The organism is Klebsiella sp. D5A (assembly GCF_001620885.1).
GTDB lineage: Bacteria > Pseudomonadota > Gammaproteobacteria > Enterobacterales > Enterobacteriaceae > Klebsiella > Klebsiella variicola.
In genome coordinates, this window is record NZ_LOAR01000003.1 from 150,797 (window position 1) to 171,964 (window position 21,168).

Here is a 21,168-nt window from a genome sequence, read left to right on the forward strand (position 1 = left end):
CCTGATTTTTTTCGCAAGGATAGCGATGAAAATACAACGGAAGTCCCTGTTTTTATTCTGGGCGTGGATGGATCTCTTTTTCGTCCTGCAATTCTTATGGTGGAATATTGCCCACCGCCGCCTCCCTTTTTACGACGACCTGCTGGCTTATCTCCAGCTGCTGCATACTTACGGCTCTGGGGCGGTCTGGCTGTATCCGCTGAATGTTCTGCTGATTATCAGCATCCCGCTATCGATGATCCTCTTTTTCCGTCAGAGCCGCTATGCGCTGTGGCTGGCCTGGGGGCAGGCGCCGCTCAGACTGGTGTTTATGCAGCCTTCGCTGTCGCTGGGTCTGTGGCTGATTCAGGCTGCCGGCGTCAGGCATGTAGCGATCCTGGCCGGTTTTTTGCTGCTCTCTGAAGGGCTGAAAATCGCCAGCCTCTGGTACTGCAGAGGCGGCGCTCAGGGCATAAAGCGATAGCCAATGCCGGTTTCGGTCAGCAAATGCTGCGGCCGTGCCGGATCGGCCTCCAGCTTTTGTCGCAAATGACCCATATAGATCCGCAGATAGTGGCTGTGCTCCACGGCGTTAGGCCCCCACACCTGATTCAGCAACTGGCGCTGGGTAAGCACTTTGCCGGGATTATTCAACAGCGCCGTCAGCAGACGAAACTCGATGGGCGTCAGGTGGATCTCTTCGCTGCCGCGCAGGATGCGGCGGGCGGGGATATTGACCTCCAGGTCAGCGAAGCGCACCACTGGCTCATCGGCCTGCGCCGCGCCGTGGCGACGCAGCGCGACGCGCAGGCGGGCCTGTAGCTCGCCGATGCCAAAGGGTTTACTTAAGTAGTCATCGGCGCCGGCATCCAGGGCGGCAATTTTGTCATGCTCTTCGCTACGCGCTGACAGGACGATAATCGGCATCTGGCTCCACTGACGCAGGTCGCGAATAAAATCAATGCCGTCACCATCCGGCAGGCCCAGATCGAGGATCGCGAGGTCGGGCTTGCGGGTGGCGGCTTCAATCAGCCCACGCTGCAGGGTTTCCGCTTCAAATACGCGCATGCCGTCGGCTTCCAGCGCGGTGCGCAGAAAGCGTCGGATAGCGTGTTCGTCTTCGATAATCAGAACGTTAATCACAATTCCTCAGGTAGCTCTTCCAGTTCAGGGGGCGTTTCTCCCGGCAGTGTAACACGGAATGAGGCACCGCCCTCGGGCCGGTTGCTGGCGGAGATGGTCCCGCCGTGAACGTCGACGATGGCCTGACATATGGCAAGGCCCAGCCCGACGCCAGGGATCGCCGACTCTTTGTTGCCGCGGGCGAATTTATCAAAGATAGCCTGTTCCTGGCCTGCCGGGATCCCCGGACCGTTATCCCATACCTCCAGCGACAGCTGCCGGGCGTCCGCCTCGGCGCGGATGCCGATGTTCGCCCGGGCGCCGGCATACTTATGGGCATTTTCCAGCAGGTTGATCAGCACCCGCTCGAACAGCGGCCCGTCGACATGCACCAGCTGGAGGGGATCGGGGAGATCCAACTGAATGTGCTGGCCGCCGAGGCTCGGTTCGAGCATGCGCAGCGCGCTGCCGACCACTTCCTCCAGCGTCAGCCACTCCTTATGCAGATTAAAGCCGCCGGACTGGATCCGCGCCATATCCAGCAGGTTGTTCACCAGACGGGTGGTGTTGAGCACATGCTGGCGAATTTCATTGGCCTGAGGAGCATGCTTTGAACCTTCGCTGGCCAGATCGAGGGTCAGAATTTCCGCCTGGCCAAACAGCACGGTTAGCGGAGTACGCAGATCGTGCGACAGGGCGGCGAGCAGCGAGTTACGCAGGCTTTCCCGCTCGCTGGTCAGCCGGGCCTGCTCTTCGCTGGCGGTCAGGGTGAGGCGCTCCAGGGCGCTGGCCACCAGCAGGGTAAAGGTCTCCAGCAGCCGCTGCTGCTCCGGGATCATCAGCTGGCGCAGATTCTCCGGTTCCACCACCAGTAGTCCCCAGGTGCGGGCGGCGCTCTTCAGCGGTAAAATTTGGTACGGCACGCCGGGCAGGGTATCGGTGCCGGCGCCGGCAGGCTGCCCCTTATCAAAGCTCCAGCGGGCGATGGCGTCATCCCATGGGGTCAGCCCTGGCTGGTGGGTTAAGGGCAGCAGTTTTCCCTGGGCGTCCGGCAGCAGCAACTGGCTGCGGGCCTGAAAGGTGGAGGCGATGAAGCGCTCGCTGGTGGTGGCGATATCCTGCTGGCTACGACCCACCGCCAGCGCTTTAGACATCTCATACAGGTGGCGGGTACGGCGTTCACGGTAGCGCGCCACCCGCGCCTGGTAGCGTACGCCAGCGGTGAGGTTACCGATAAGCAGGCCCACAGTGAGCATCACGCCGAAGGTGAGCAGATACTGGACATCTGACACCGCCAGCGTCCCGCGCGGGGCGACAAAAAACAGATCGAAGCTGATAACGTTGATCACCGTCGCCAGCACCGACGGCCAGCGGCCATAGACCAGGGCGATGATCACCACCCCCAGCAGATAGAGCATCACCAGGTTGGCGGCTTCGAAGGCCATCAACCACTGCATGGCCACCAGGGTGATGATGGCGCATAGCGCCACCGCCACCGCGCAGCCCTGCAGCTGCAGGCGCCACTTTTCCAGCGCCGTACGGCTGTCGTTGGCCCGGGCAGGGAGAGGGGACGGTTTTTCATCGAGGGCGATCACCACCAGATCGAGGTCCGGCGCATGGCGAGCCAGACGGTCGGCGAAGCCGCTGCGATCCCACCAGCGGCGTTTGCGCTGGCGGCCGATGACGATTTTGCCGAGGTTATGCTCGCGGGCGTAATGGAGGACCGCTTTCTCTTCCGACGGGTCGGAGAGGGTGGCGGTTTCGGCCCCCAGCTCCTGGGCCAGACGCAGCGCGGCGAGAATAGCCCGCCGCCGGGCTTCCGGCAGGCGGTGCAGGGAAGGGGTCTCGACATACACTGCATGCCAGACGCTGCCCAGGCGGGCGGCGAGCCGGGCGGCGGCGCGCACCAGCTTTTCGCTGCCGGTGTTGTGCCCGATACAGAGCAGGATCGCATCGCGGGTGTGCCAGACTTTCTCCTGGCCCTGGCGGTCGCGCCAGGCGCGCATCTGTTCATCGACGCGGTCGGCGGTGCGGCGCAGAGCCAGCTCGCGCAGCGCAATCAGGTTTCCCTTGCGGAAAAAGTTTTCGATGGCGCGCTCGGCCTGGCCGCCGATATAGACTTTGCCCTCATTGAGCCGCTGGCGCAGATCGTCAGGGGGGAGGTCCACCAGCACCACGTCGTCCGCGGCGTCAAAGAAGGGGTCGGGAACGGTCTCCCGCACCTGCACGCCGGTGATCCCGCTGACGACGTCGTTCAGGCTTTCCAGATGCTGGACGTTGACGGTGGTAAAGACATCAATTCCGGCCTCCAGCAGTTCATCCACATCCTGCCAGCGCTTCGGATGGCGGGAGCCGGGCGCATTGCTGTGCGCCAGCTCATCCACCAGAATCAGCGCCGGACGGCGGGCGAGGGCGGCGTCGAGATCGAACTCATACACGTACCGCCCGCGATGAGCGAGCCGCCGCGGCGGCAGGGTGCTCAGGCCCTCCAGCATCGCAGCGGTCTCTTTTCGGCCGTGGGTCTCCGCCACGCCAATCAGAATATCCAGCCCCTGGGCGCGCAGCCGCTGCGCTTCCGCCAGCATCGCCCAGGTTTTCCCCACCCCGGCGCAGGCGCCGAAGAACACTTTCAGTTTGCCGCGATGCGGGGCGGCGGTGTGCTGCAGCAGGCGGTCAGGGTCCGGGCGCAGCGGCTCGTCACTCATTTACTTATCCTTCAGGGCATCCAGCGCCATATTGAGTTGCAGTATATTGACCACCGGCTGACCAAGGAAGCTCAGCAGCGGGGTTTGTGTGGCCTGGTTCACCAGCTGGCTTACCTGCTCAACGCTCAGCTGGCGCGCTTTAGCCACCCGGGGGACCTGCCACAGCGCGGCGGCCGGGGTCAGGTTGTTATCGAGACCGCTCGCCGAGGTGGTGACCAGCTCGACCGGCACCCGCGGGTCGGCGTCCGGGTTCGCGGCGCGCAGGGCCTGTACGCGCTCGCTCACCGCTTTATCCAGCGCCGGGTTGCTGGCGGCAAGGTTGCTGCCGCCTGACGCCATGGGATTATCCGCCGTCTCAGCGGTGGCCGACGGGCGGCCCTGGAAATAGCCTGCGGCAGTATAGTTCTGGCCAATCAGTCCGGAGCCGCGCACCTCACCGTTCAGGCGGATCAGCGAGCCGTTGGCCTGTGAGTTAAACCACCATTGTCCCAGGCTGGTGGTCAGCAGAGGATAGACGCCGCCGGTGAGCAGCGTTAACAGAATAAATAGCACAAGTGCTGGACGAATCAATGACATAGTTTTTTCCTCACACCAGACCGCTCAGGGTCAGCAGCAGGTCGATGGCTTTAATACCGATAAAGGGCACCAGCAGACCGCCGAGGCCGTAGATCCACAGGTTGCGGCGCAGCATCGCCGAGGCGGAGAGTGGGCGATAGCTCACGCCTTTCAGGGCCAGCGGGATCAGGAAGACGATGATCAGCGCGTTAAAGATAACGGCGCTAAGGATCGCTGACGACGGCGAATGCAGGCCCATCACGTTCAGCATGGCCAGCTGGGGATAGACCGCGGCAAATGCCGCCGGAATAATGGCGAAATATTTCGCCACGTCGTTGGCAATACTGAAGGTAGTCAGCGAGCCGCGCGTCATTAACATCTGTTTGCCGATATGGACCACCTCAATCAGCTTGGTGGGGTTGGAATCCAGGTCGACCATGTTGCCTGCTTCCTTCGCCGCCTGGGTGCCGGAGTTCATGGCCACCGCCACGTCGGCCTGAGCCAGCGCGGGCGCATCGTTGGTGCCGTCGCCGGTCATCGCCACCAGCCGACCTTCCGACTGATACTGGCGGATCAACGCCAGCTTGGCTTCCGGCGTCGCTTCGGCGAGGAAATCATCGACCCCGGCCTCGGCGGCGATCGCCGCGGCGGTCAGGCGGTTATCGCCGGTGATCATCACCGTTTTAATGCCCATTTTGCGCAGCTGGGCGAAACGTTCTTTGATACCGCCTTTAACGATATCTTTGAGCGAAATAATCCCCAGCACCTTTTCCCCTTCGGCGACCACCAGCGGTGTGGCCCCCTGGCGGGCGACCTCTTCCACCTGCTTATCGACATCGGCAGGGAAGTGGCCGCCGTTGGCCTCCACGTGGCGGCGAATGGCGTCCACCGACCCTTTGCGGATCATGCGTTGATCAATATTGATGCCGCTCATCCGCGTTTGCGCGGTAAAGGGGACAAAGGTGGCGTGCAGCGACTGCAGATCGCGTTCGCGCAGGTTAAAGCGCTGTTTCGCCAGCACCACGATGCTGCGCCCCTCAGGGGTTTCATCCGCCAGCGAGGAGAGCTGGGCGGCGTCGGCGAGGGTTCGCTCTTCCACGCCGCGCGCCGGCAGGAAGGCGGAAGCCTGACGGTTGCCAAGGGTAATGGTCCCGGTTTTATCCAGCAGCAGGACATCGACGTCGCCAGCGGCCTCCACCGCGCGGCCACTGGTGGCGATGACGTTGGCGCCGAGCATACGACTCATCCCGGCGACGCCGATGGCCGACAGCAGCCCGCCGATGGTGGTCGGGATCAGGCACACCAGCAGGGCGACCAGCACGGTAACGCTGACCGCATTGCCGCTCCACGCCGAGAAGGGCCAGATGGTGGCGGTGGCCAGCAGGAACACCAGCGTCAGGGCGATCAGCAGGATCGTCAGGGCGATCTCGTTCGGCGTTTTACGGCGCTGGGCGCCTTCCACCATGGCGATCATCCGGTCGAGGAAGGTTTCTCCCGGGTTCACGCTGCAGCGGATCACCAGCCAGTCGGAGAGAATGCGTGTCCCGCCGGTCACCGAGGCAAAATCGCCACCGGATTCACGGATCACCGGGGCAGACTCGCCGGTAATGGCGCTTTCGTCCACCGAGGCGCCGCCTTCGATGACTTCGCCATCGCAGGGGATAATATCCCCGGCTTCCACCAGCACCACGTCGCCTTTGCGCAGGTCTTCCGCTGGCACGTGGTCGACCGTCGCGTCATGCTGCGGGGCGCGCAGTTTGCGGGCGAAGGCCGTTTTTTTCACCCCTTTCAGGCTGTTGGCCTGGGCTTTGCTGCGGCCTTCCGCCATCGCTTCGGCAAAGTTAGCGAACAGCACGGTAAACCACAGCCAGATGCTGACGGCGGCGGTAAAGGTGGCGCTACCGGTCAGGGCGCCGCCAGCCATGGCGATCGCCAGCAGGGTAGTTAACAGGCTGCCCACCCAGACGATAAACATCACCGGATTGCGCCATTGCACCATCGGGCTGAGTTTTTTCACGGCATCCAGCAGCGCCTGGCGCACCAGCGTCGGCTCCAGCAGGGCTAATTGTTTGCGACTCATAACAGGGTGCTCCGCATCGCTCAAAGTAAGGAAAAGTGTTCAGCCAGCGGGCCAAGCGCCAGCGCAGGAATAAAGGTCAGGGCGCCCACCAGCAGCACGGTGCCGATCAGTAAACCGATAAACAGGGCGTCGTGGGTGGCGAGGGTACCGGGGCTGGCCGGTTGAATTTTCTTCGCCACCAGCGAGCCGGCGATGGCCATCACCGGAATGATGACGGCGAAGCGGCCGACCAGCATGCAGAACGCCAGCAGCAGGTTCCAGAACGGCGTCGCCGCACCCAGGCCAGCGAAGGCGCTGCCGTTGTTATTAGCCGCCGAGGTGACGGCGTACAGCACTTCGCTAAAGCCGTGCGGTCCAGGGTTGAACATCCCGGCGCGGCCGGCGTCGGTCATCATCGCCAGCGCCGTGCCAAGCAGCACCAGCGTCGGGGTGACCAGAATGGCGAGGGCGATCATTTTCATTTCCCGGACATCGATTTTCTTCCCGAGATACTCCGGAGTGCGGCCGACCATCAGCCCGGCGATAAATACCGCCAGCATAACGAACAGCAGCATGCCGTACAGGCCCGAACCGACGCCGCCGAACACCACTTCGCCAATCTGCATCAGCCACATCGGCACCATGCCGCCCAGCGCGGTGAAGGAGTCATGCATGGCATTGACCGCGCCGCAGGAGGCGGCAGTGGTGATCACCGCGAACAGACTGCTGGCGAGAATACCGAAGCGACTCTCTTTACCTTCCATATTCAGGCTACTGTCAGCGCCCAGCGTCAGCAGGTGGGGGTTGCCGCGAGTTTCCGCCCACATCACCACGGCGACGCAGAGGATAAAGATCAACGTCATTGCCCACAGGATGGCGCGTCCCTGACGTCGATCGCTCACCACCTCGCCGAAGGCGAAGCACAGTGCCGCCGGGATCAGGAAGATTGCCAGCATCTGCACGAGATTGGTCAGCGCGGTCGGGTTTTCAAACGGGTGAGCGGAGTTGGCGTTAAAGAAACCGCCGCCGTTGGTGCCCAGCAGCTTAATCGCTTCCTGCGAGGCGACAGGCCCCATCGGCAACAGCTGGTGCGCCCCTTCGAGGGTGGTAAAGGGCTGGTAGGCCAGCAGATTCTGCGGCACACCCTGCTGAATAAAGAACAGGGCCACCAGCAGGGAGAGCGGCAGCAGCAGCCACAGGGTAATGCGCGTCAGGTCGACCCAGGCATTGCCAAGGGTGGACATTTTCTGCCGGGCGAAGGCGCGGGTCAGGGCGAATACCACGGCGATCCCGGTGGCGGCAGAGAGAAAATTCTGCACCGTCAGGCCGACCATCTGGCTGAGATAGCTCATGGTGCTTTCGCCGGCGTAAGCCTGCCAGTTGGTATTGCTGACAAAGCTGACCGCGGTATTGAGCGCCAGATCCCATGACAATCCCGGTAGATGCTGCGGGTTAAACGGCAACACGCCCTGGAGCATCAGCAGGGCAAACAGGGCCAGGCCGCCGAGGGCGTTAAACAGCAGGATCGCCAGCAAATACTGCAGCCAGCCCATCTCCTCGGCGCGGATCCCGGCCACGCGCCACAGGACGCGCTCGACGCCGGCCAGGCCGGGAAGCGGGATATCGTTCACCATCCTCGCCAGACACGTCCCCAGCGGGCGCGCCAGCACCAGCAGCACCAGCAGGTAGCTGGCTAATAATAAAAATCCCTGGGCAGCCATCAGAATGCCTCCGCGTGTATCAAGGCATAAACCAGATAAGCCAGTAACAGGAACACCAGCCCAACGCCAGTGAGTACGCCTGCAGTCACAATCCACCTCCGGGTGTCTTTTTTGATTTACCAGGAGAATAGGAATTACGGCGCAAAGATTTCGCAAAAATCGGCGGGCGCGGTGTAAAAAAAGTATAAAAATGACAAAGGCACAATTTAACTGATGGTTAGTATTAATTTAACTTTTTTGTAACTAATTTACGTGGTGAATGTAAATTAAGTATAAATACGTGCTTTTTAGTGGTCGGATGAGTAGTAAAATTACAACCAGAGCGGTATTATTTTGCTCAGACAAACATGATTAATTTTACCGGCGCTGCTTGCCGGCCTGACAAAGGGGAGAGAAATGATGGCGTTGTACAAAGCTTATCCTGCTCATATTATTTTACTGCGTCGTGCTTTCGCCGTCGTGGCTGGCGTCGCGGCGCTGCCGGTGATGCTGTTCTGGAAAGATCGCGCCCGCTATTACAGCTGGCTGCACCGGGTGTGGTCGAAAACCAGCGAGCAGCCGGTGTGGATGGCGCAGGCGGAAAAAGCCGCTCACGATTTCTATTAATCCGTCCTGCTGCGACGAAGACAAGAAAACCGCCGGTTGCCCCCGGCGGTTTTTTTTCGTCGCTTGTCTACACTCGTTTTCATGCACCGCAGTGGAATTGGCAGGTGCTTATTTTGCCGGAGCGCGCTATTTTTTCCGGCTTATATCATGAGATGAGTTTTGCTGACGGATATCGAGGAGTTATATGGCCACCCATCTGGTCTGGTTACGCACGGATTTACGCATTCACGATAACCTGGCGCTGGCCGCCGCCTGCCGGGATCCGCAGGCGCAGGTGCTGGCGCTGTATATCGCCACCCCGGGGCAGTGGCGTGAGCATCACCTGGCGCCGCGGCAGGCCGCGTTTATCGTCAGCCATTTGCACAGTCTGCACACCGCGCTGGCGGAACGGGGCATACCGCTGTGGGTCGAAGAGGCGGACGATTTTACCGCCAGCGTCGAACGGCTGGCCCATTTCTGCCAGCAGCACCAGGTCAGTCACCTGTTCTACAACTATCAGTACGAATTCAATGAACGTCAGCGCGATGCCGCCGTTGAGAACACCTTGCGCGATGTCATTTGCCAGGGCTTTGAAGACAGCGTCCTGTTGCCGCCCGGCAGCGTCATGACCGGCAGCGGCGAAATGTATAAAGTTTTCACGCCGTTTAAGAATGCGTTTATTCGCCGTCTGCGGGACGGGCTCCCGGCGTGCGTGGCGGCGCCGAAGCCGCGCCAGGCGCCTGCCCGCCAGGCGCCGCCGCTGCCTGAGCTCAACTACCCGCAAACGCCGTTCGATGGGCTGCTGTTTGCCGCGGATGAAAAAACGGCGCTGGCGCGGCTGCGCGCGTTTTGTCAGCAACCGGCGGCGGAGTATGAGGGGCAGCGTGACTTCCCCGCCGTGGAAGGGACCAGTCGCCTGTCGCCCTGCCTGGCCACCGGGGTGTTGTCACCGCGCCAGTGCCTGCATCGTCTGCTGACGGAACACCCCGCCGCGCTGGACGGTGGGGCAGGTGCCACCTGGCTTAATGAGCTGATCTGGCGCGAGTTTTACCGCCATCTGATGGTCTACTATCCGAAACTCTGTAAAGGACGCCCGTTTATCGCATGGACTGATAAGGTCGCCTGGCGTGAAGATGACGCCGCCCTGCAGGCCTGGCAGCGCGGGGAGACCGGCTTTCCGATAGTCGATGCCGCGATGCGCCAGCTTAACGCCACCGGCTGGATGCATAACCGGTTGCGCATGATTGTCGCCAGCTTCCTGACGAAAGATCTGCGCCTCGACTGGCGGGCAGGGGAGCGCTACTTCATGAGTCAACTGATTGATGGCGACCTGGCGGCGAACAACGGCGGCTGGCAGTGGGCGGCCTCGACAGGCACCGACGCCGCGCCCTATTTCCGCATATTTAACCCCACCACCCAGGGCGAGAAGTTTGATAAGCAGGGGGTGTTTATGCGTCGATGGCTGCCTGAGCTGGCAAAGGTGCCGGAGAAGGCGCTGCATCAGCCGTGGGCGTGGGCGGATAAACAGGGGATCAAACTGGATTATCCGCGCCCGATAGTCGATCACAAACAGGCGCGGCAGGAGACGCTGGCGGCCTGGGAGGCCGCCAGAAAAGGAATTACTCCACCGCCAGACGGCGGGTCCTGACCTTCAGCGAGTGATACAGCCAGATGACCAGCACCACGCCGACACAGGCCAGCGCGCCCCAGGTGATCTGGCTGAAGACCTTGATGTAGGCGTCAATGGAGTAGTTCACTGCCCCGGCGGCGTCGAAGGACGCCTGCGAGGTCTGGTCGGCGATGACGCCGGCCAGATAGTTGGCGATGGCCCCGGAGAGCAGCATATAGATACCGGTCAGCACCCCGGTGACCCCCGGGATCTCAATGCGGGTGATTTGCGACATGGCGACCGGGTCGATAAACAGTTCGGCAAAACCCATCACCGCCAGCCCCAGCACCATCAGCGGCATGGACGACTGGCCATAGGCCGCCGACCAGCGGGCGCTGAGGGTCAGGATGCAGAACCCGGCGCTCATCAGGCCCAGACCGAGGGCAAATTTCCCCCAGATGCGCACGGTGCGATTGCCACCGACGCTCTCTTTCACCAGCCACGCCAGCACCATCCCGCAGAGCATCACCGCGAAGGCGTTGACCGACTGGAACATGGCGGTAGGGACTTCGTAGCTCATGATATGGCGATTAACGAAGCGGTCAATATACAGGCTGATGGAGCTCCCGCCCTGCTGGGCGAAGGCCCAGAACAGCAGGCTAAACGCGGTGAGGACGACGATCAGGCGCAGATCCTTACGCTGTTTATCGGTTTCAGCGCGCAGGTAGATCCGCGCCAGCACCGCCAGGCCGATAACGGTGGCCACGATCAGGGCATACACCGACCACTCCTGCCAGAACAGCACGGCGATCAGCAGCGGGGCGGTAACCAGCAGCACCAGCAGCCAGCCCCAGTTCGGCAGCAGGAAGCGGCGCGCGCACAGCGCCTGGCGGTTGACGCCGGCAGTATGCTGGAAGTGACGGTTGCCGCAGAGAAAAATCACCAGTCCCGCCACCATGCCGATGGCCGCCAGGGCAAAGCCCATCGCCCAGCTATACTCCTCCTGTACGTAGCCGCAGGCGATCGGCGCGATAATCGAGCCGATATTGCCCGCGGCATACATCAGCGAGAAGCCGCCGTCGCGACGCGGATCGGCAGGTTCGTAGAGTTCGCCCAGCAGACAGCTGACGTTGGATTTAAACAACCCGTAGCCGCAGACGATGATCGCCAGCGACAGGTAGAGGAAGACTGGGGCGGTTTCGCTGGCTCCGAGCACCAGATGGCCAATGGCCATCAGCAGCGCGCCGAGCATGACCGCCATCCGGTTGCCTAACAGCTTATCGGCCAGATAGCCGCCGAGGATCGGCGTGACATAGACCAGCGAACAGTAGGCGCTGAACAGGGCATAGGCGTGGTTATCGTCATATTTGAGCTGATTGGTGAGATAGAGGATCAGCAGGGCGCGCATGCCGTAGAAGCTAAAATATTCCCAGATTTGCAGCGCCACGACGTAGTAAATCGCCCGCGGTTGCGATGATGTTGTCTTCATGAGAAGTGTGGTTTCCTGGCGTAAAGCGAAAGTCGATCGTTCTGCATGAATAGCGCTTTATTAGTCATATTCATGGCTTGAGGGGCTTTCTGTTTATTTAATATGCTTTATTAATGCATAAATATACACGAATGCGCGATGGGGTGGGTAGACAAAATGCGGGATTAACAAAAAAGTCATGGTCGGTGCCGGTTGTGGACTATCGACGGCCCGAATGGATCTGGTTATGTTATGCCTTTGTATACCCTGATTATCTGCTGGAGTGGCGATGAAAAATAGCGAACTGGAACAACTGATAAACGACAAGCTCAATAGTGCGGCCATCAGTGATTTCGCCCCTAACGGTCTGCAGGTGGAAGGACGTGATACGGTGCAAACGATCGTCACCGGGGTGACGGCCAGCCAGGCGCTGCTGGATGAAGCCGTTCGGCTGCAGGCGGATGCGGTGATCGTCCATCATGGCTATTTCTGGAAAAACGAGTCGCCGGTGATCCGCGGCATGAAGCGCCGCCGCCTGAAGACTCTGCTGGCCAACGATATCAATCTCTACGGCTGGCACCTGCCGCTGGATGCCCACCCGGAGCTGGGCAACAACGCGCAACTGGCGCATCTGCTGGGGATTAACGTGCTGGGTGAAATCGAACCGCTGGTGCCTTGGGGCGAACTGTCGATGCCGGTTTCCGGCCTCGAACTGGCCTCGTGGATCGAAGCGCGGCTGGGGCGCAAGCCGTTATGGTGCGGCGATACCGGGCCGGACACCGTCAGCCGCGTCGCCTGGTGTACCGGCGGCGGCCAGAGCTTTATCGACGCCGCGGCGCGCTTTGGGGTGGATGCGTTTATTACCGGCGAGGTGTCGGAACAAACTATTCACTCTGCCCGCGAACAGGGGCTGCATTTTTATGCCGCCGGCCACCACGCCACCGAGCGGGGCGGCATTCGCGCCCTCAGTGAATGGCTGACGGAAACGACCGACCTGGATGTCACCTTTATTGATATTCCTAACCCTGCCTGACGGGAGAGAGAAAAGTGCAGCGAGCGCGTTGTTATCTGTTAGGAGAAACGGCCGTCGTGCTGGAGCTGGAGCCGCCGGTCACGCTCGAGAGCCAGCAACGGATCTGGGGATTGGCCCAGCGTCTGTCTCACCATGAAGAGGTGGTTGACGCCATTCCCGGCATGAACAATATCACCGTGGTGCTCCGCCGCCCGCAGGAGATGGCGTGGGAGGCGATAGACCGTCTGCAGCGCTGGTGGGAGGAGAGTCTTGCGCTGGAGCCGGAGTCGAGGTCATTAACCATCCCGGTCGTGTACGGCGGCGAGGCCGGGCCGGATCTCGGGGTGGTGGCGCAACACAGCGGCCTGAGTGAAAAACAGGTTGTGGAGCTGCATGCCTCGGTGGAATACCTGGTCTGGTTTATTGGTTTTCAGCCGGGATTCCCCTACCTGGGCGGGCTGCCGCCGGCGCTGGCGACCCCGCGTCGCGCCGAACCGCGCGTGCGGGTCCCGGCCGGATCGGTGGGCATTGGCGGCGCGCAAACCGGCATCTATCCGCTGGCGACGCCCGGCGGCTGGCAGCTGCTGGGGCGGACCGCGTTGACGCTGTTTGACCCGGCGCGTAAGGAGCCTGCGCTGTTGCGCGTGGGCGATAAAATTCGCTTTGTGCCGCAAAAGGAGGGGGTATGTTAACCCTGATCCGCGCCGGTCTGTACACCTCGGTACAGGACGGTGGACGAGAAGGCCTGCGCCAGTCTGGCATCAGCCGCTGCGGCGCTCTGGATTATCCCTCGCTGGTGATTGCCAATCTGCTGGTTGGCAACGAGGCGAACGCCGCCGGGCTGGAGATTACCCTCGGTCAGGTGGAGATCGAATTTGCCCGCAGCGGCTGGTTCGCGCTGACCGGCGCCGCCTGCGAAGCGACGCTGGACGGCAAAGCGGTCTGGGTGGGTTGGCGCACCGCCTACCGGGCCGGGCAACGGTTGGTGCTGAAAACGCCGCAGCATGGCATCCGCAGCTATCTGGCGGTGGCGGGCGGGGTCGCGGTCCCGGTGGTGCTTGGCTCGCGCAGCACGGATCTTAAGGCGGGGATTGGCGGTCTGGAAGGACGCCGCCTGCAGGATGGCGATCAGCTGAAGCTCGGGAAAGCCGCTCGGCGCTTTACCACCTCGCGCGGTGTCAAGCAGCTGCCGCTGGGCAACCGCATTCGCGCGCTGCCGGGCCCGGAGTATCATGAGTTTGATGCGGCCTCGCAGGCGTCGTTCTGGCGCTCCCCCTGGCAGCTCAGCCCGCAGAGCAATCGCATGGGCTACCGCCTGCAGGGGCAGCCGTTGAAACGGATCACCGATCGCGAGATGCTGTCGCACGGTCTGCTGCCGGGCGTAGTGCAGGTGCCGCATAACGGCCAGCCCATCGTCCTGATGAACGATGCGCAAACCACCGGCGGCTATCCGCGCATCGCCTGCATTATTGAGGCTGATATGTACCAGCTGGCGCAGATCCCGCTGGGGCAGCCGATCCACTTTGTCGCCTGCTCGCTGGAGGAGGCCTTAAAAGCACGGGCCGATCGCCAGCGTTATCTTGAACAACTGGCCTGGAGACTCCACGATGATGATTGATCTCAATGCCGATCTCGGGGAAGGGGGCGCGAACGATAGCGCGCTGCTCCAGCTGGTCTCGTCGGCGAATATCGCCTGCGGCTTTCATGCCGGCGACGCCGGACTGATGGTGCAGAGCGTACGCGAGGCGCTGAAGTACGGCGTGGCGGTGGGCGCCCATCCGGGATACCCCGACCGGGAAAATTTTGGCCGTACGGCGATGGATCTGCCGCCGGAAACGGTCTATGCCCAGATGCTGTATCAGATTGGCGCCCTGGCGGCGATCGTTCAGGCGCAGGGCGGCGAGCTACAGCATGTGAAGCCGCACGGCATGCTCTATAACCAGGCGGCCAAGTCGCCGCCGCTGGCGGACGCGATCGCCCGCGCGATCCGTGATGTTAACCCGAAGCTGGTGCTGGTGGGGCTGGCGGGCAGCGAACTGATCCGCGCCGGGCAGCACTATGGTCTGACGACGCGCCAGGAGGTGTTTGCCGACCGCGGCTACCTGGCCGACGGTAGCCTGGTGCCGCGCAGCCAGCCCGGCGCGCTGATCGACAGCGAAGAGCAGGCTCTGGCGCAAACCCTCGAGATGGTGCAGCACCACCGGGTGCGCAGCATCAGCGGCGAGTGGGCGAACGTGGTGGCGCAGACGGTGTGTCTGCACGGCGATGGCCCGCACGCGCTGGATTTTGCCCGCCGTCTGCGGGCGGCCTTTGCCGGGCGCCATATTCTGGTCAGCGCGCAACTGGACGCTGAAGCGTGACAACCTGAATGACCGCGAAGGAGAGGATGATGGCGGGAGTATTGCTCACCGGTTTTGAACCCTTTGATGGCGAAACGGTTAACCCTTCATGGGAAGTGGTGAAGCAGCTGGACGGGACGATGATTGCCGGGCAGCCGGTGATCGCCCGCCAGCTCCCCTGTGTGTTTGGCGAGGCGCTGTCGGTGCTTTACGCGGCGATAGAAGACCTGCAGCCGAGGCTGGTCATTGCCGTTGGGCAGGCCGGCGGTCGCGTCGATATCAGCGTTGAACGTGTGGCTATCAACGTCGATGATGCGCGCATTCCCGATAACAAAGGCCAGCAGCCTGTCGACACGCCGATCGTCGACGGGGGGCCGGCGGCGTGGTTCAGTACCTTACCGATCAAAGCGATCGTCAGCGCGTTGCGCGATCGCGGGATCCCGGCTTCGGTCTCCCAAACCGCCGGCACCTTCGTCTGCAATCACGTGATGTATGGTTTGCTACATAAGCTGCAGGAGCAGGCTGGCGTCAGGGGCGGCTTTATCCATATTCCATGGCTACCGGCGCAGGCGGCGGCCCATCCCGGCGAGCCGAGTATGGCGACCGCCACCGTGCGGGAAGCGCTGGAAACGGCCATTGCCGTGGCGCTGCGCCAGTCGGTGGATAGTAAACTGGGCGGCGGCGCCACCCATTAACAGAAGGATGACAGTATGCCGGAAGGTCCGGAGATCCGCCGCGCGGCGGATAAACTGGAGGCGGCAATCAAAGGCGAACCCTTAACCGATGCCTGGTTCGCCTTTCCGCAGTTGCAACCCTATCAAAGCCTGTTGATTGGCCAGCGGGTGACCCATATCGCCACCCACGGCAAGGCCCTGTTAACACACTTCTCCGGCGGGCTGACCCTGTACAGCCATAATCAGCTGTACGGTGTCTGGCGCGTGGTCGATGCCGGGGAACAGCCCGCCTCTAACCGGGTGCTGCGCGTCAGGCTGCAGACCGCCCGCAAGGCGATTCTGCTTTACAGCGCCTCGGACATCGAGATGCTCACGGCGGAGCAGGTTGCCCATCACCCGTTTTTACTGCGCGTGGGGCCAGATGTGCTGGATATGACGTTAACCGTGGAGGAGGTGAAAGCGCGGCTGCTGTCGGCCAAATTCCGCCATCGTCAGTTTTCCGGCCTGCTGCTGGATCAGGCTTTTCTGGCCGGGCTCGGTAACTATCTGCGGGTGGAGATCCTCTGGCAGGTGGGATTAAGCGGAAAGCGTAAAGCCGCTGAACTGAGCGATAGTCAGCTGGATGCGCTGGCGCACGCGCTGCTGGCTATTCCGCGGTTGTCGTATCACACCCGCGGCCAGGCCGATGACAACAAGCATCACGGCGCGCTGTTTCGCTTTAAGGTCTTCCATCGCGACGGGGAAAGGTGCGAGCGCTGTGGGGGTGTGATTGAGAAGACGACACTCTCCTCGCGGCCGTTTTACTGGTGTCCCGGATGTCAGCATTAAGCCCGGCAGTCAGGCAGATAAAAAAACGCGCCAGGTGGCGCGTTTTTTTTCATCCGGACGGCAAGATTAGCGCTTAATGTCGGACTGGTAATCGCGTTTGGTGTAGCCAGTGTACAGCTGACGCGGACGGGCGATCTTCATGCCATCGCTGTGCATTTCGTTCCAGTGCGCAATCCAGCCCACGGTACGCGCCATGGCGAAGATAACGGTAAACATGGAGGACGGAATACCCATCGCTTTCAGGATGATACCGGAGTAGAAGTCGACGTTCGGGTAGAGTTTCTTCTCGATGAAGTACGGGTCGTTCAGCGCGATATGCTCCAGCTCCATGGCTACCTGCAGCAGATCGTCTTTGGTGCCCAGCTCTTTCAGCACTTCATGGCAGGTTTCACGCATCACGGTGGCGCGCGGGTCGTAGTTTTTGTAAACACGATGGCCGAAGCCCATCAGGCGGAAAGAGTCATTCTTGTCTTTCGCACGACGAACAAATTCCGGAATGTGCTCAACGGAGCTGATCTCTTCCAGCATCTTCAGCGCCGCTTCGTTGGCGCCGCCGTGCGCCGGTCCCCACAGGGAGGCGATGCCAGCAGCGATACAGGCGAACGGGTTAGCGCCGGAGGAGCCGGCGGTACGTACCGTCGAGGTCGACGCGTTCTGCTCGTGATCGGCGTGCAGGATCAGAATACGATCCATCGCGCGTTCAAGCACCGGATTGACTTCATACTCTTCGCACGGTGTCGCGAACATCATGCGCAGGAAGTTGCCGGCGTAGGAGAGGTCGTTGCGCGGATAAACAAACGGCTGGCCGATAGAATACTTGTAACACATGGCTGCCATGGTTGGCATTTTGGACAGCAGACGGTAGGCAGCAATCTCGCGGTGACGTGGGTTATTCACGTCGAGGGAGTCATGATAGAACGCCGCCAGGGCGCCGGTGATCCCGCACATCACGGCCATCGGGTGGGAATCGCGACGGAATGCATGGAACAGACGCGTGATCTGCTCATGAATCATGGTGTGGCGGGTGACGGTGGTTTTGAATTCGTCATATTCGGCCTGAGTCGGTTTTTCACCGTACAGCAGAATATAACATACTTCGAGATAGTTAGATTCGGTCGCTAACTGGTCGATCGGGAAGCCGCGGTGCAGCAGGATCCCCTCGTCACCATCGATAAACGTAATTTTAGATTCACAAGAAGCAGTGGATGTGAAACCTGGGTCAAAAGTAAATACGCCTTTTGAACCAAGACTACGAATATCAATAACATCCTGACCGAGCGTGCCTTTTAGCACATCCAGTTCAATAGCAGTGTCACCACCCAGGGTGATTTTTGCTTTAGCATCAGACATTTATGGTCTCCTTAGCGCCTTTATTGCTTAAGACTGCCGGGTGGTGGATTTGCTTTCGGCCCGCGCCTGCATACGTTACCAGTTTGTTATGTTGCACACAGCTCTGCGTCAGCGAAAAGGGCAGGGTACAGAGCAACGGCGCTTGATGGTACGTCCTTCAGGGCTGCGGTGAAACAACAGCAAATCAGCGTTTTAGCAGTCCGAATATTAAAACCTGTATACCACTAATAACTGTCCTGATTACATCGGTCAATACTGACACACTGTTACATAACTTATTCTCAGGTGAAAGAGTGACCCCATAACTTTTGAGCATTATTGCATTTAACTGGTAATGGTTGTAACAAGAATGTTTAATATTTGTCAAATCAGGTGATTAAAAATTAAAAAAATGTTGTTATCGTGACCTTGATCACTGTTCCGGAGAAAACCCAACAAACTATATGTAGGTTAATTGTAATGATTTTGTGAACGGCCTATACTGCGGCCAGGTCTCCGGAACACCCTGCAATCCCGAGCCACCCAGCGTTGTTTAGTGATGTTTTAATGCCTGAAAAGACGTTTTAACATGACTTCTGGTTATAGAAAGGACGCTGTCTGACCCGCAAGCAGACCGGAGGAAGGAAACAATAAGAACAGCATGTGGGCGTTATTCATGGTAAGAAATGTGAAAAAACAAAGACCTGTCAATCTGGATCTACAAACGATACGGTTCCCAATCACGGCGATAGCGTCCATTCTCCATCGCGTTTCCGGTGTCATCACCTTCGTGGCGGTCGGAATTCTGCTTTGGTTGCTGGGCACCAGCCTTTCCTCCCCTGAAGGTTTTCTGACGGCGGCCTCGATCATGGATAGCTTCTTTGTGAAGTTCATCATGTGGGGCATTCTCACCGCACTGGCCTATCATGTCGTTGTCGGTATCCGCCATCTGATGATGGACTTTGGCTACCTGGACGAAACCCTCGAAGCAGGGAAACGTTCCGCCAAAATCTCTTTTGTTATTACTGTCGTGCTTTCACTTCTCGCAGGAGTCCTCGTATGGTAAGCAACGCCTCAGCACTGGGACGCAACGGCGTACATGACTTTATTCTGGTCCGTGCTACCGCCATCGTTCTGACCCTCTACATCATCTACATGGTTGGCTTCTTCGCCACCACCGGTGAAATCTCATGGGAAGTGTGGTCCGGATTCTTTGCCTCCGGCTTCACTAAAGTCTTCACTCTGCTGGCTCTCGTCTCCATTCTCATCCATGCCTGGATCGGGATGTGGCAGGTGTTAACGGACTACGTTAAACCACTGGCTCTGCGCCTGGTTCTGCAACTGGCTATCGTTGTGGCGCTGGTGGCTTACGTTCTTTATGGATTTGTTGTGGTGTGGGGTGTGTAATGAAATTGCCAGTCAGAGAGTTTGATGCTGTTGTTATCGGTGCCGGCGGCGCAGGTATGCGCGCGGCGCTGCAAATTTCCCAGAGCGGACAGACCTGTGCACTGCTCTCCAAAGTGTTCCCTACCCGTTCCCATACCGTATCCGCGCAGGGTGGTATCACCGTCGCGCTCGGTAACTCCCATGAAGATAACTGGGAATGGCATATGTACGACACCGTAAAAGGGTCGGACTATATTGGCGACCAGGACGCCATCGAATATATGTGTAAGACCGGCCCGGAAGCGATTCTTGAGCTGGAGCACATGGGCCTGCCGTTCTCCCGTCTTGACGACGGCCGTATTTATCAGCGCCCGTTCGGCGGCCAGTCGAAAAACTTCGGCGGCGAGCAAGCGGCACGCACCGCGGCGGCGGCTGACCGTACCGGCCACGCGCTGTTGCACACCCTGTATCAACAGAACCTGAAAAACCACACCACTATCTTCTCCGAATGGTATGCCCTCGATCTGGTGAAAAACCAGGACGGCGCGGTGGTCGGTTGTACCGCCCTGTGCATCGAGACCGGCGAAGTGGTCTACTTTAAAGCCCGCGCCACCGTGCTGGCGACCGGCGGCGCAGGCCGTATTTATCAGTCCACCACCAACGCCCACATCAACACCGGTGACGGCGTCGGGATGGCCATCCGCGCCGGCGTTCCGGTGCAGGATATGGAAATGTGGCAGTTCCACCCGACCGGCATCGCCGGGGCAGGGGTGCTGGTCACCGAAGGTTGCCGCGGCGAAGGCGGTTACCTGCTGAACAAACACGGCGAGCGCTTTATGGAGCGTTATGCCCCGAACGCCAAAGACCTGGCGGGTCGTGACGTGGTGGCGCGTTCCATCATGATCGAAATTCGCGAAGGCCGCGGCTGCGATGGTCCGTGGGGCCCGCATGCGAAACTGAAACTGGATCACCTGGGTAAAGAGGTTCTGGAATCTCGTCTGCCAGGTATCCTTGAGCTGTCCCGTACCTTTGCTCACGTCGATCCGGTGAAAGAGCCAATCCCGGTTATCCCAACCTGCCACTACATGATGGGCGGTATCCCGACCAAAGTCACCGGTCAGGCGCTGACCGTGAATGAGAAGGGCGAAGACGTGGTGATCCCGGGCCTGTTCGCGGTAGGCGAAATTGCCTGCGTATCGGTCCACGGCGCCAACCGTCTGGGCGGCAACTCGCTGCTCGACCTGGTGGTCTTCGGCCGCGCGGCGGGCCTGCATCTGCAGGAGTCCATCGCCGAGCAGGGCACGCTGCGCGACGCCAGCGAATCGGATGTCGAAGGCTCGCTGGACCGCCTCAATCGCTGGAACAATACCCGCTCCGGCGAAGACCCGGTGGAAATCCGCAAAGCACTGCAGGAATGTATGCAGCACAACTTCTCGGTGTTCCGCGAAGGCGATGCGATGCACAAAGGTCTGGAGCAACTGAAAGTGATCCGCGAGCGCCTGAAAAACGCGCGTCTCGACGATACTTCCAGCGAGTTCAACACCCAGCGCGTCGAGTGCCTGGAGTTGGACAACCTGATGGAGACCGCGTTTGCGACCGCCGTGTCCGCTAACTTCCGTACTGAAAGCCGTGGCGCCCATAGCCGCTTCGACTTCCCGGATCGTGATGATGAAAACTGGCTGTGCCATTCCCTGTATCTGCCAGAGTCGGAATCCATGACGCGTCGTAGCGTCAACATGGAACCGAAACTGCGTCCGGCATTCCCGCCGAAGATTCGTACTTACTAATGCGGAGACA

21 protein-coding genes are annotated in these 21,168 nt (G+C 60.4%); 12 read left to right on the top strand and 9 right to left on the bottom strand.

Going from position 1 to position 21,168, the window contains the following annotated elements:
• The first annotated feature begins 25 nt into the window (after nt 1-25).
• The gene (locus AS136_RS04260; RefSeq protein WP_008805669.1) at nt 26-463 is read left to right on the top strand and encodes a hypothetical protein; all 438 of its coding nucleotides are present in this window, start codon (nt 26-28) and stop codon (nt 461-463) included.
• Here AS136_RS04260 and kdpE read toward each other — a convergent pair.
• From kdpE to kdpF, 6 genes are read right to left on the bottom strand one after another with little or no spacing between them, the layout of a single operon-like run.
• Nucleotides 445-1,122: a two-component system response regulator KdpE gene (gene kdpE, locus AS136_RS04265; RefSeq protein ID WP_023322237.1), complete on the bottom strand. Its 678-nt coding sequence runs from the start codon at nt 1,120-1,122 to the stop codon at nt 445-447. The genes AS136_RS04260 and kdpE overlap by 19 nt on opposite strands.
• Nucleotides 1,119-3,806 carry a two-component system sensor histidine kinase KdpD gene (gene kdpD / locus AS136_RS04270; RefSeq protein ID WP_012542437.1) on the bottom strand — a complete coding sequence of 896 codons (2,688 nt, stop codon included), beginning with the start codon at nt 3,804-3,806 and terminating at the stop codon, nt 1,119-1,121. Before kdpD ends, kdpE begins: the two co-directional genes overlap by 4 nt.
• Nucleotides 3,807-4,382, bottom strand: coding sequence for a potassium-transporting ATPase subunit KdpC (kdpC, locus tag AS136_RS04275; protein ID WP_012542436.1), 576 nt, complete (start codon nt 4,380-4,382; stop codon nt 3,807-3,809).
• A 10-nt stretch (nt 4,383-4,392) separates the two neighbouring features.
• Nucleotides 4,393-6,441, bottom strand: coding sequence for a potassium-transporting ATPase subunit KdpB (gene kdpB / locus AS136_RS04280; protein WP_008805672.1), 2,049 nt, complete (start codon nt 6,439-6,441; stop codon nt 4,393-4,395).
• A gap of 20 nt (nt 6,442-6,461) precedes the next feature.
• Nucleotides 6,462-8,141, bottom strand: coding sequence for a potassium-transporting ATPase subunit KdpA (gene kdpA / locus AS136_RS04285; protein WP_023322238.1), 1,680 nt, complete (start codon nt 8,139-8,141; stop codon nt 6,462-6,464).
• The gene (gene kdpF / locus AS136_RS28030) at nt 8,141-8,230 is read right to left on the bottom strand and encodes a K(+)-transporting ATPase subunit F (protein WP_020323459.1); all 90 of its coding nucleotides are present in this window, start codon (nt 8,228-8,230) and stop codon (nt 8,141-8,143) included. The genes kdpA and kdpF overlap by 1 nt, the downstream gene beginning before the upstream one ends.
• Before the next feature lie 307 nt (nt 8,231-8,537).
• On the opposite strand from kdpF, the gene AS136_RS04290 reads away from it, so the two are divergent.
• Nucleotides 8,538-8,747: a DUF2517 family protein gene (locus AS136_RS04290; RefSeq protein ID WP_004142243.1), complete on the top strand. Its 210-nt coding sequence runs from the start codon at nt 8,538-8,540 to the stop codon at nt 8,745-8,747.
• A gap of 184 nt (nt 8,748-8,931) precedes the next feature.
• Nucleotides 8,932-10,374 carry a deoxyribodipyrimidine photo-lyase gene (gene phrB, locus AS136_RS04295; protein ID WP_023322239.1) on the top strand — a complete coding sequence of 481 codons (1,443 nt, stop codon included), beginning with the start codon at nt 8,932-8,934 and terminating at the stop codon, nt 10,372-10,374.
• Here the strand turns inward: phrB and AS136_RS04300 are convergent.
• On the bottom strand, nt 10,346-11,824 hold the full coding sequence (locus tag AS136_RS04300) for an MFS transporter (protein WP_012542433.1): 1,479 nt from the start codon (nt 11,822-11,824) through the stop codon (nt 10,346-10,348). The two genes, phrB and AS136_RS04300, sit on opposite strands and share 29 nt — an antisense overlap.
• Nucleotides 11,825-12,092: 268 nt before the next feature.
• Here AS136_RS04300 and AS136_RS04305 point away from each other — a divergent pair, with 268 nt between their 5' ends.
• Genes AS136_RS04305 through nei form a run of 6 tightly spaced genes read left to right on the top strand, consistent with a single transcriptional unit; the run spans nt 12,093 to nt 16,656 of the window.
• Nucleotides 12,093-12,836: a type 2 GTP cyclohydrolase I gene (locus AS136_RS04305; RefSeq protein ID WP_008805677.1), complete on the top strand. Its 744-nt coding sequence runs from the start codon at nt 12,093-12,095 to the stop codon at nt 12,834-12,836.
• 14 nt (nt 12,837-12,850) lie between these two features.
• Entirely contained in the window at nt 12,851-13,507 is a 657-nt protein-coding gene (pxpB, locus tag AS136_RS04310) for a 5-oxoprolinase subunit PxpB (RefSeq protein ID WP_012542432.1), read from the top strand.
• Nucleotides 13,501-14,433 (top strand): 5-oxoprolinase subunit PxpC, encoded by a 933-nt coding sequence (gene pxpC, locus AS136_RS04315; RefSeq protein WP_012542431.1) that lies wholly within the window; start codon nt 13,501-13,503, stop codon nt 14,431-14,433. The genes pxpB and pxpC overlap by 7 nt, the downstream gene beginning before the upstream one ends.
• Nucleotides 14,423-15,175 carry a 5-oxoprolinase subunit PxpA gene (gene pxpA / locus AS136_RS04320; RefSeq protein ID WP_012542430.1) on the top strand — a complete coding sequence of 251 codons (753 nt, stop codon included), beginning with the start codon at nt 14,423-14,425 and terminating at the stop codon, nt 15,173-15,175. Before pxpC ends, pxpA begins: the two co-directional genes overlap by 11 nt.
• 29 nt (nt 15,176-15,204) lie before the next feature.
• A complete protein-coding gene (gene pcp / locus AS136_RS04325; protein ID WP_012542429.1) occupies nt 15,205-15,849 on the top strand; it encodes a pyroglutamyl-peptidase I in 645 nt (214 codons plus the stop codon).
• 15 nt (nt 15,850-15,864) lie between these two features.
• Nucleotides 15,865-16,656, top strand: coding sequence for an endonuclease VIII (nei, locus tag AS136_RS04330; protein WP_023322240.1), 792 nt, complete (start codon nt 15,865-15,867; stop codon nt 16,654-16,656).
• 66 nt (nt 16,657-16,722) lie between these two features.
• Here the strand turns inward: nei and gltA are convergent, their stop codons facing one another.
• Both gltA and AS136_RS29310 read right to left on the bottom strand, forming a co-directional pair.
• Nucleotides 16,723-18,006 (bottom strand): citrate synthase, encoded by a 1,284-nt coding sequence (gene gltA / locus AS136_RS04335; protein ID WP_008805683.1) that lies wholly within the window; start codon nt 18,004-18,006, stop codon nt 16,723-16,725.
• 184 nt (nt 18,007-18,190) lie between these two features.
• Nucleotides 18,191-18,322 carry a hypothetical protein gene (locus tag AS136_RS29310; protein WP_418268517.1) on the bottom strand — a complete coding sequence of 44 codons (132 nt, stop codon included), beginning with the start codon at nt 18,320-18,322 and terminating at the stop codon, nt 18,191-18,193.
• Nucleotides 18,323-18,646: 324 nt separating this feature from the next.
• Between AS136_RS29310 and sdhC the strand changes: the two genes are divergently transcribed.
• From sdhC to sdhA, 3 genes are read left to right on the top strand one after another with little or no spacing between them, the layout of a single operon-like run.
• Entirely contained in the window at nt 18,647-19,051 is a 405-nt protein-coding gene (gene sdhC / locus AS136_RS04340; protein ID WP_004142216.1) for a succinate dehydrogenase cytochrome b556 subunit, read from the top strand.
• On the top strand, nt 19,045-19,392 hold the full coding sequence (gene sdhD / locus AS136_RS04345; RefSeq protein WP_023322241.1) for a succinate dehydrogenase membrane anchor subunit: 348 nt from the start codon (nt 19,045-19,047) through the stop codon (nt 19,390-19,392). Before sdhC ends, sdhD begins: the two co-directional genes overlap by 7 nt.
• Complete coding sequence (gene sdhA / locus AS136_RS04350) at nt 19,392-21,158, top strand: succinate dehydrogenase flavoprotein subunit (protein WP_008805685.1); 1,767 nt, start codon at nt 19,392-19,394, stop codon at nt 21,156-21,158. The genes sdhD and sdhA overlap by 1 nt, the downstream gene beginning before the upstream one ends.
• Nucleotides 21,159-21,168 lie beyond the last annotated feature (10 nt).

Bases quoted from the DNA above. Each gene is read 5' to 3' on its own strand.
- AS136_RS04290 (WP_004142243.1), top strand. From the start codon at position 8,538: ATGATGGCGTTGTACAAAGCTTATCCTGCTCATATTATTTTACTGCGT.
- kdpA (WP_023322238.1), bottom strand. From the start codon at position 8,141: ATGGCTGCCCAGGGATTTTTATTATTAGCCAGCTACCTGCTGGTGCTG.
- pxpA (WP_012542430.1), top strand. From the start codon at position 14,423: ATGATGATTGATCTCAATGCCGATCTCGGGGAAGGGGGCGCGAACGAT.
- sdhC (WP_004142216.1), top strand. From the start codon at position 18,647: ATGTGGGCGTTATTCATGGTAAGAAATGTGAAAAAACAAAGACCTGTC.
- pxpC (WP_012542431.1), top strand. From the start codon at position 13,501: ATGTTAACCCTGATCCGCGCCGGTCTGTACACCTCGGTACAGGACGGT.
- gltA (WP_008805683.1), bottom strand. From the start codon at position 18,006: ATGTCTGATGCTAAAGCAAAAATCACCCTGGGTGGTGACACTGCTATT.
- sdhD (WP_023322241.1), top strand. From the start codon at position 19,045: ATGGTAAGCAACGCCTCAGCACTGGGACGCAACGGCGTACATGACTTT.
- kdpD (WP_012542437.1), bottom strand. From the start codon at position 3,806: ATGAGTGACGAGCCGCTGCGCCCGGACCCTGACCGCCTGCTGCAGCAC.
- AS136_RS04260 (WP_008805669.1), top strand. From the start codon at position 26: ATGAAAATACAACGGAAGTCCCTGTTTTTATTCTGGGCGTGGATGGAT.
- kdpC (WP_012542436.1), bottom strand. From the start codon at position 4,382: ATGTCATTGATTCGTCCAGCACTTGTGCTATTTATTCTGTTAACGCTG.
- nei (WP_023322240.1), top strand. From the start codon at position 15,865: ATGCCGGAAGGTCCGGAGATCCGCCGCGCGGCGGATAAACTGGAGGCG.
- AS136_RS04305 (WP_008805677.1), top strand. From the start codon at position 12,093: ATGAAAAATAGCGAACTGGAACAACTGATAAACGACAAGCTCAATAGT.
- AS136_RS04300 (WP_012542433.1), bottom strand. From the start codon at position 11,824: ATGAAGACAACATCATCGCAACCGCGGGCGATTTACTACGTCGTGGCG.
- AS136_RS29310 (WP_418268517.1), bottom strand. From the start codon at position 18,322: ATGCTCAAAAGTTATGGGGTCACTCTTTCACCTGAGAATAAGTTATGT.
- phrB (WP_023322239.1), top strand. From the start codon at position 8,932: ATGGCCACCCATCTGGTCTGGTTACGCACGGATTTACGCATTCACGAT.
- kdpB (WP_008805672.1), bottom strand. From the start codon at position 6,441: ATGAGTCGCAAACAATTAGCCCTGCTGGAGCCGACGCTGGTGCGCCAG.
- sdhA (WP_008805685.1), top strand. From the start codon at position 19,392: ATGAAATTGCCAGTCAGAGAGTTTGATGCTGTTGTTATCGGTGCCGGC.
- pcp (WP_012542429.1), top strand. From the start codon at position 15,205: ATGGCGGGAGTATTGCTCACCGGTTTTGAACCCTTTGATGGCGAAACG.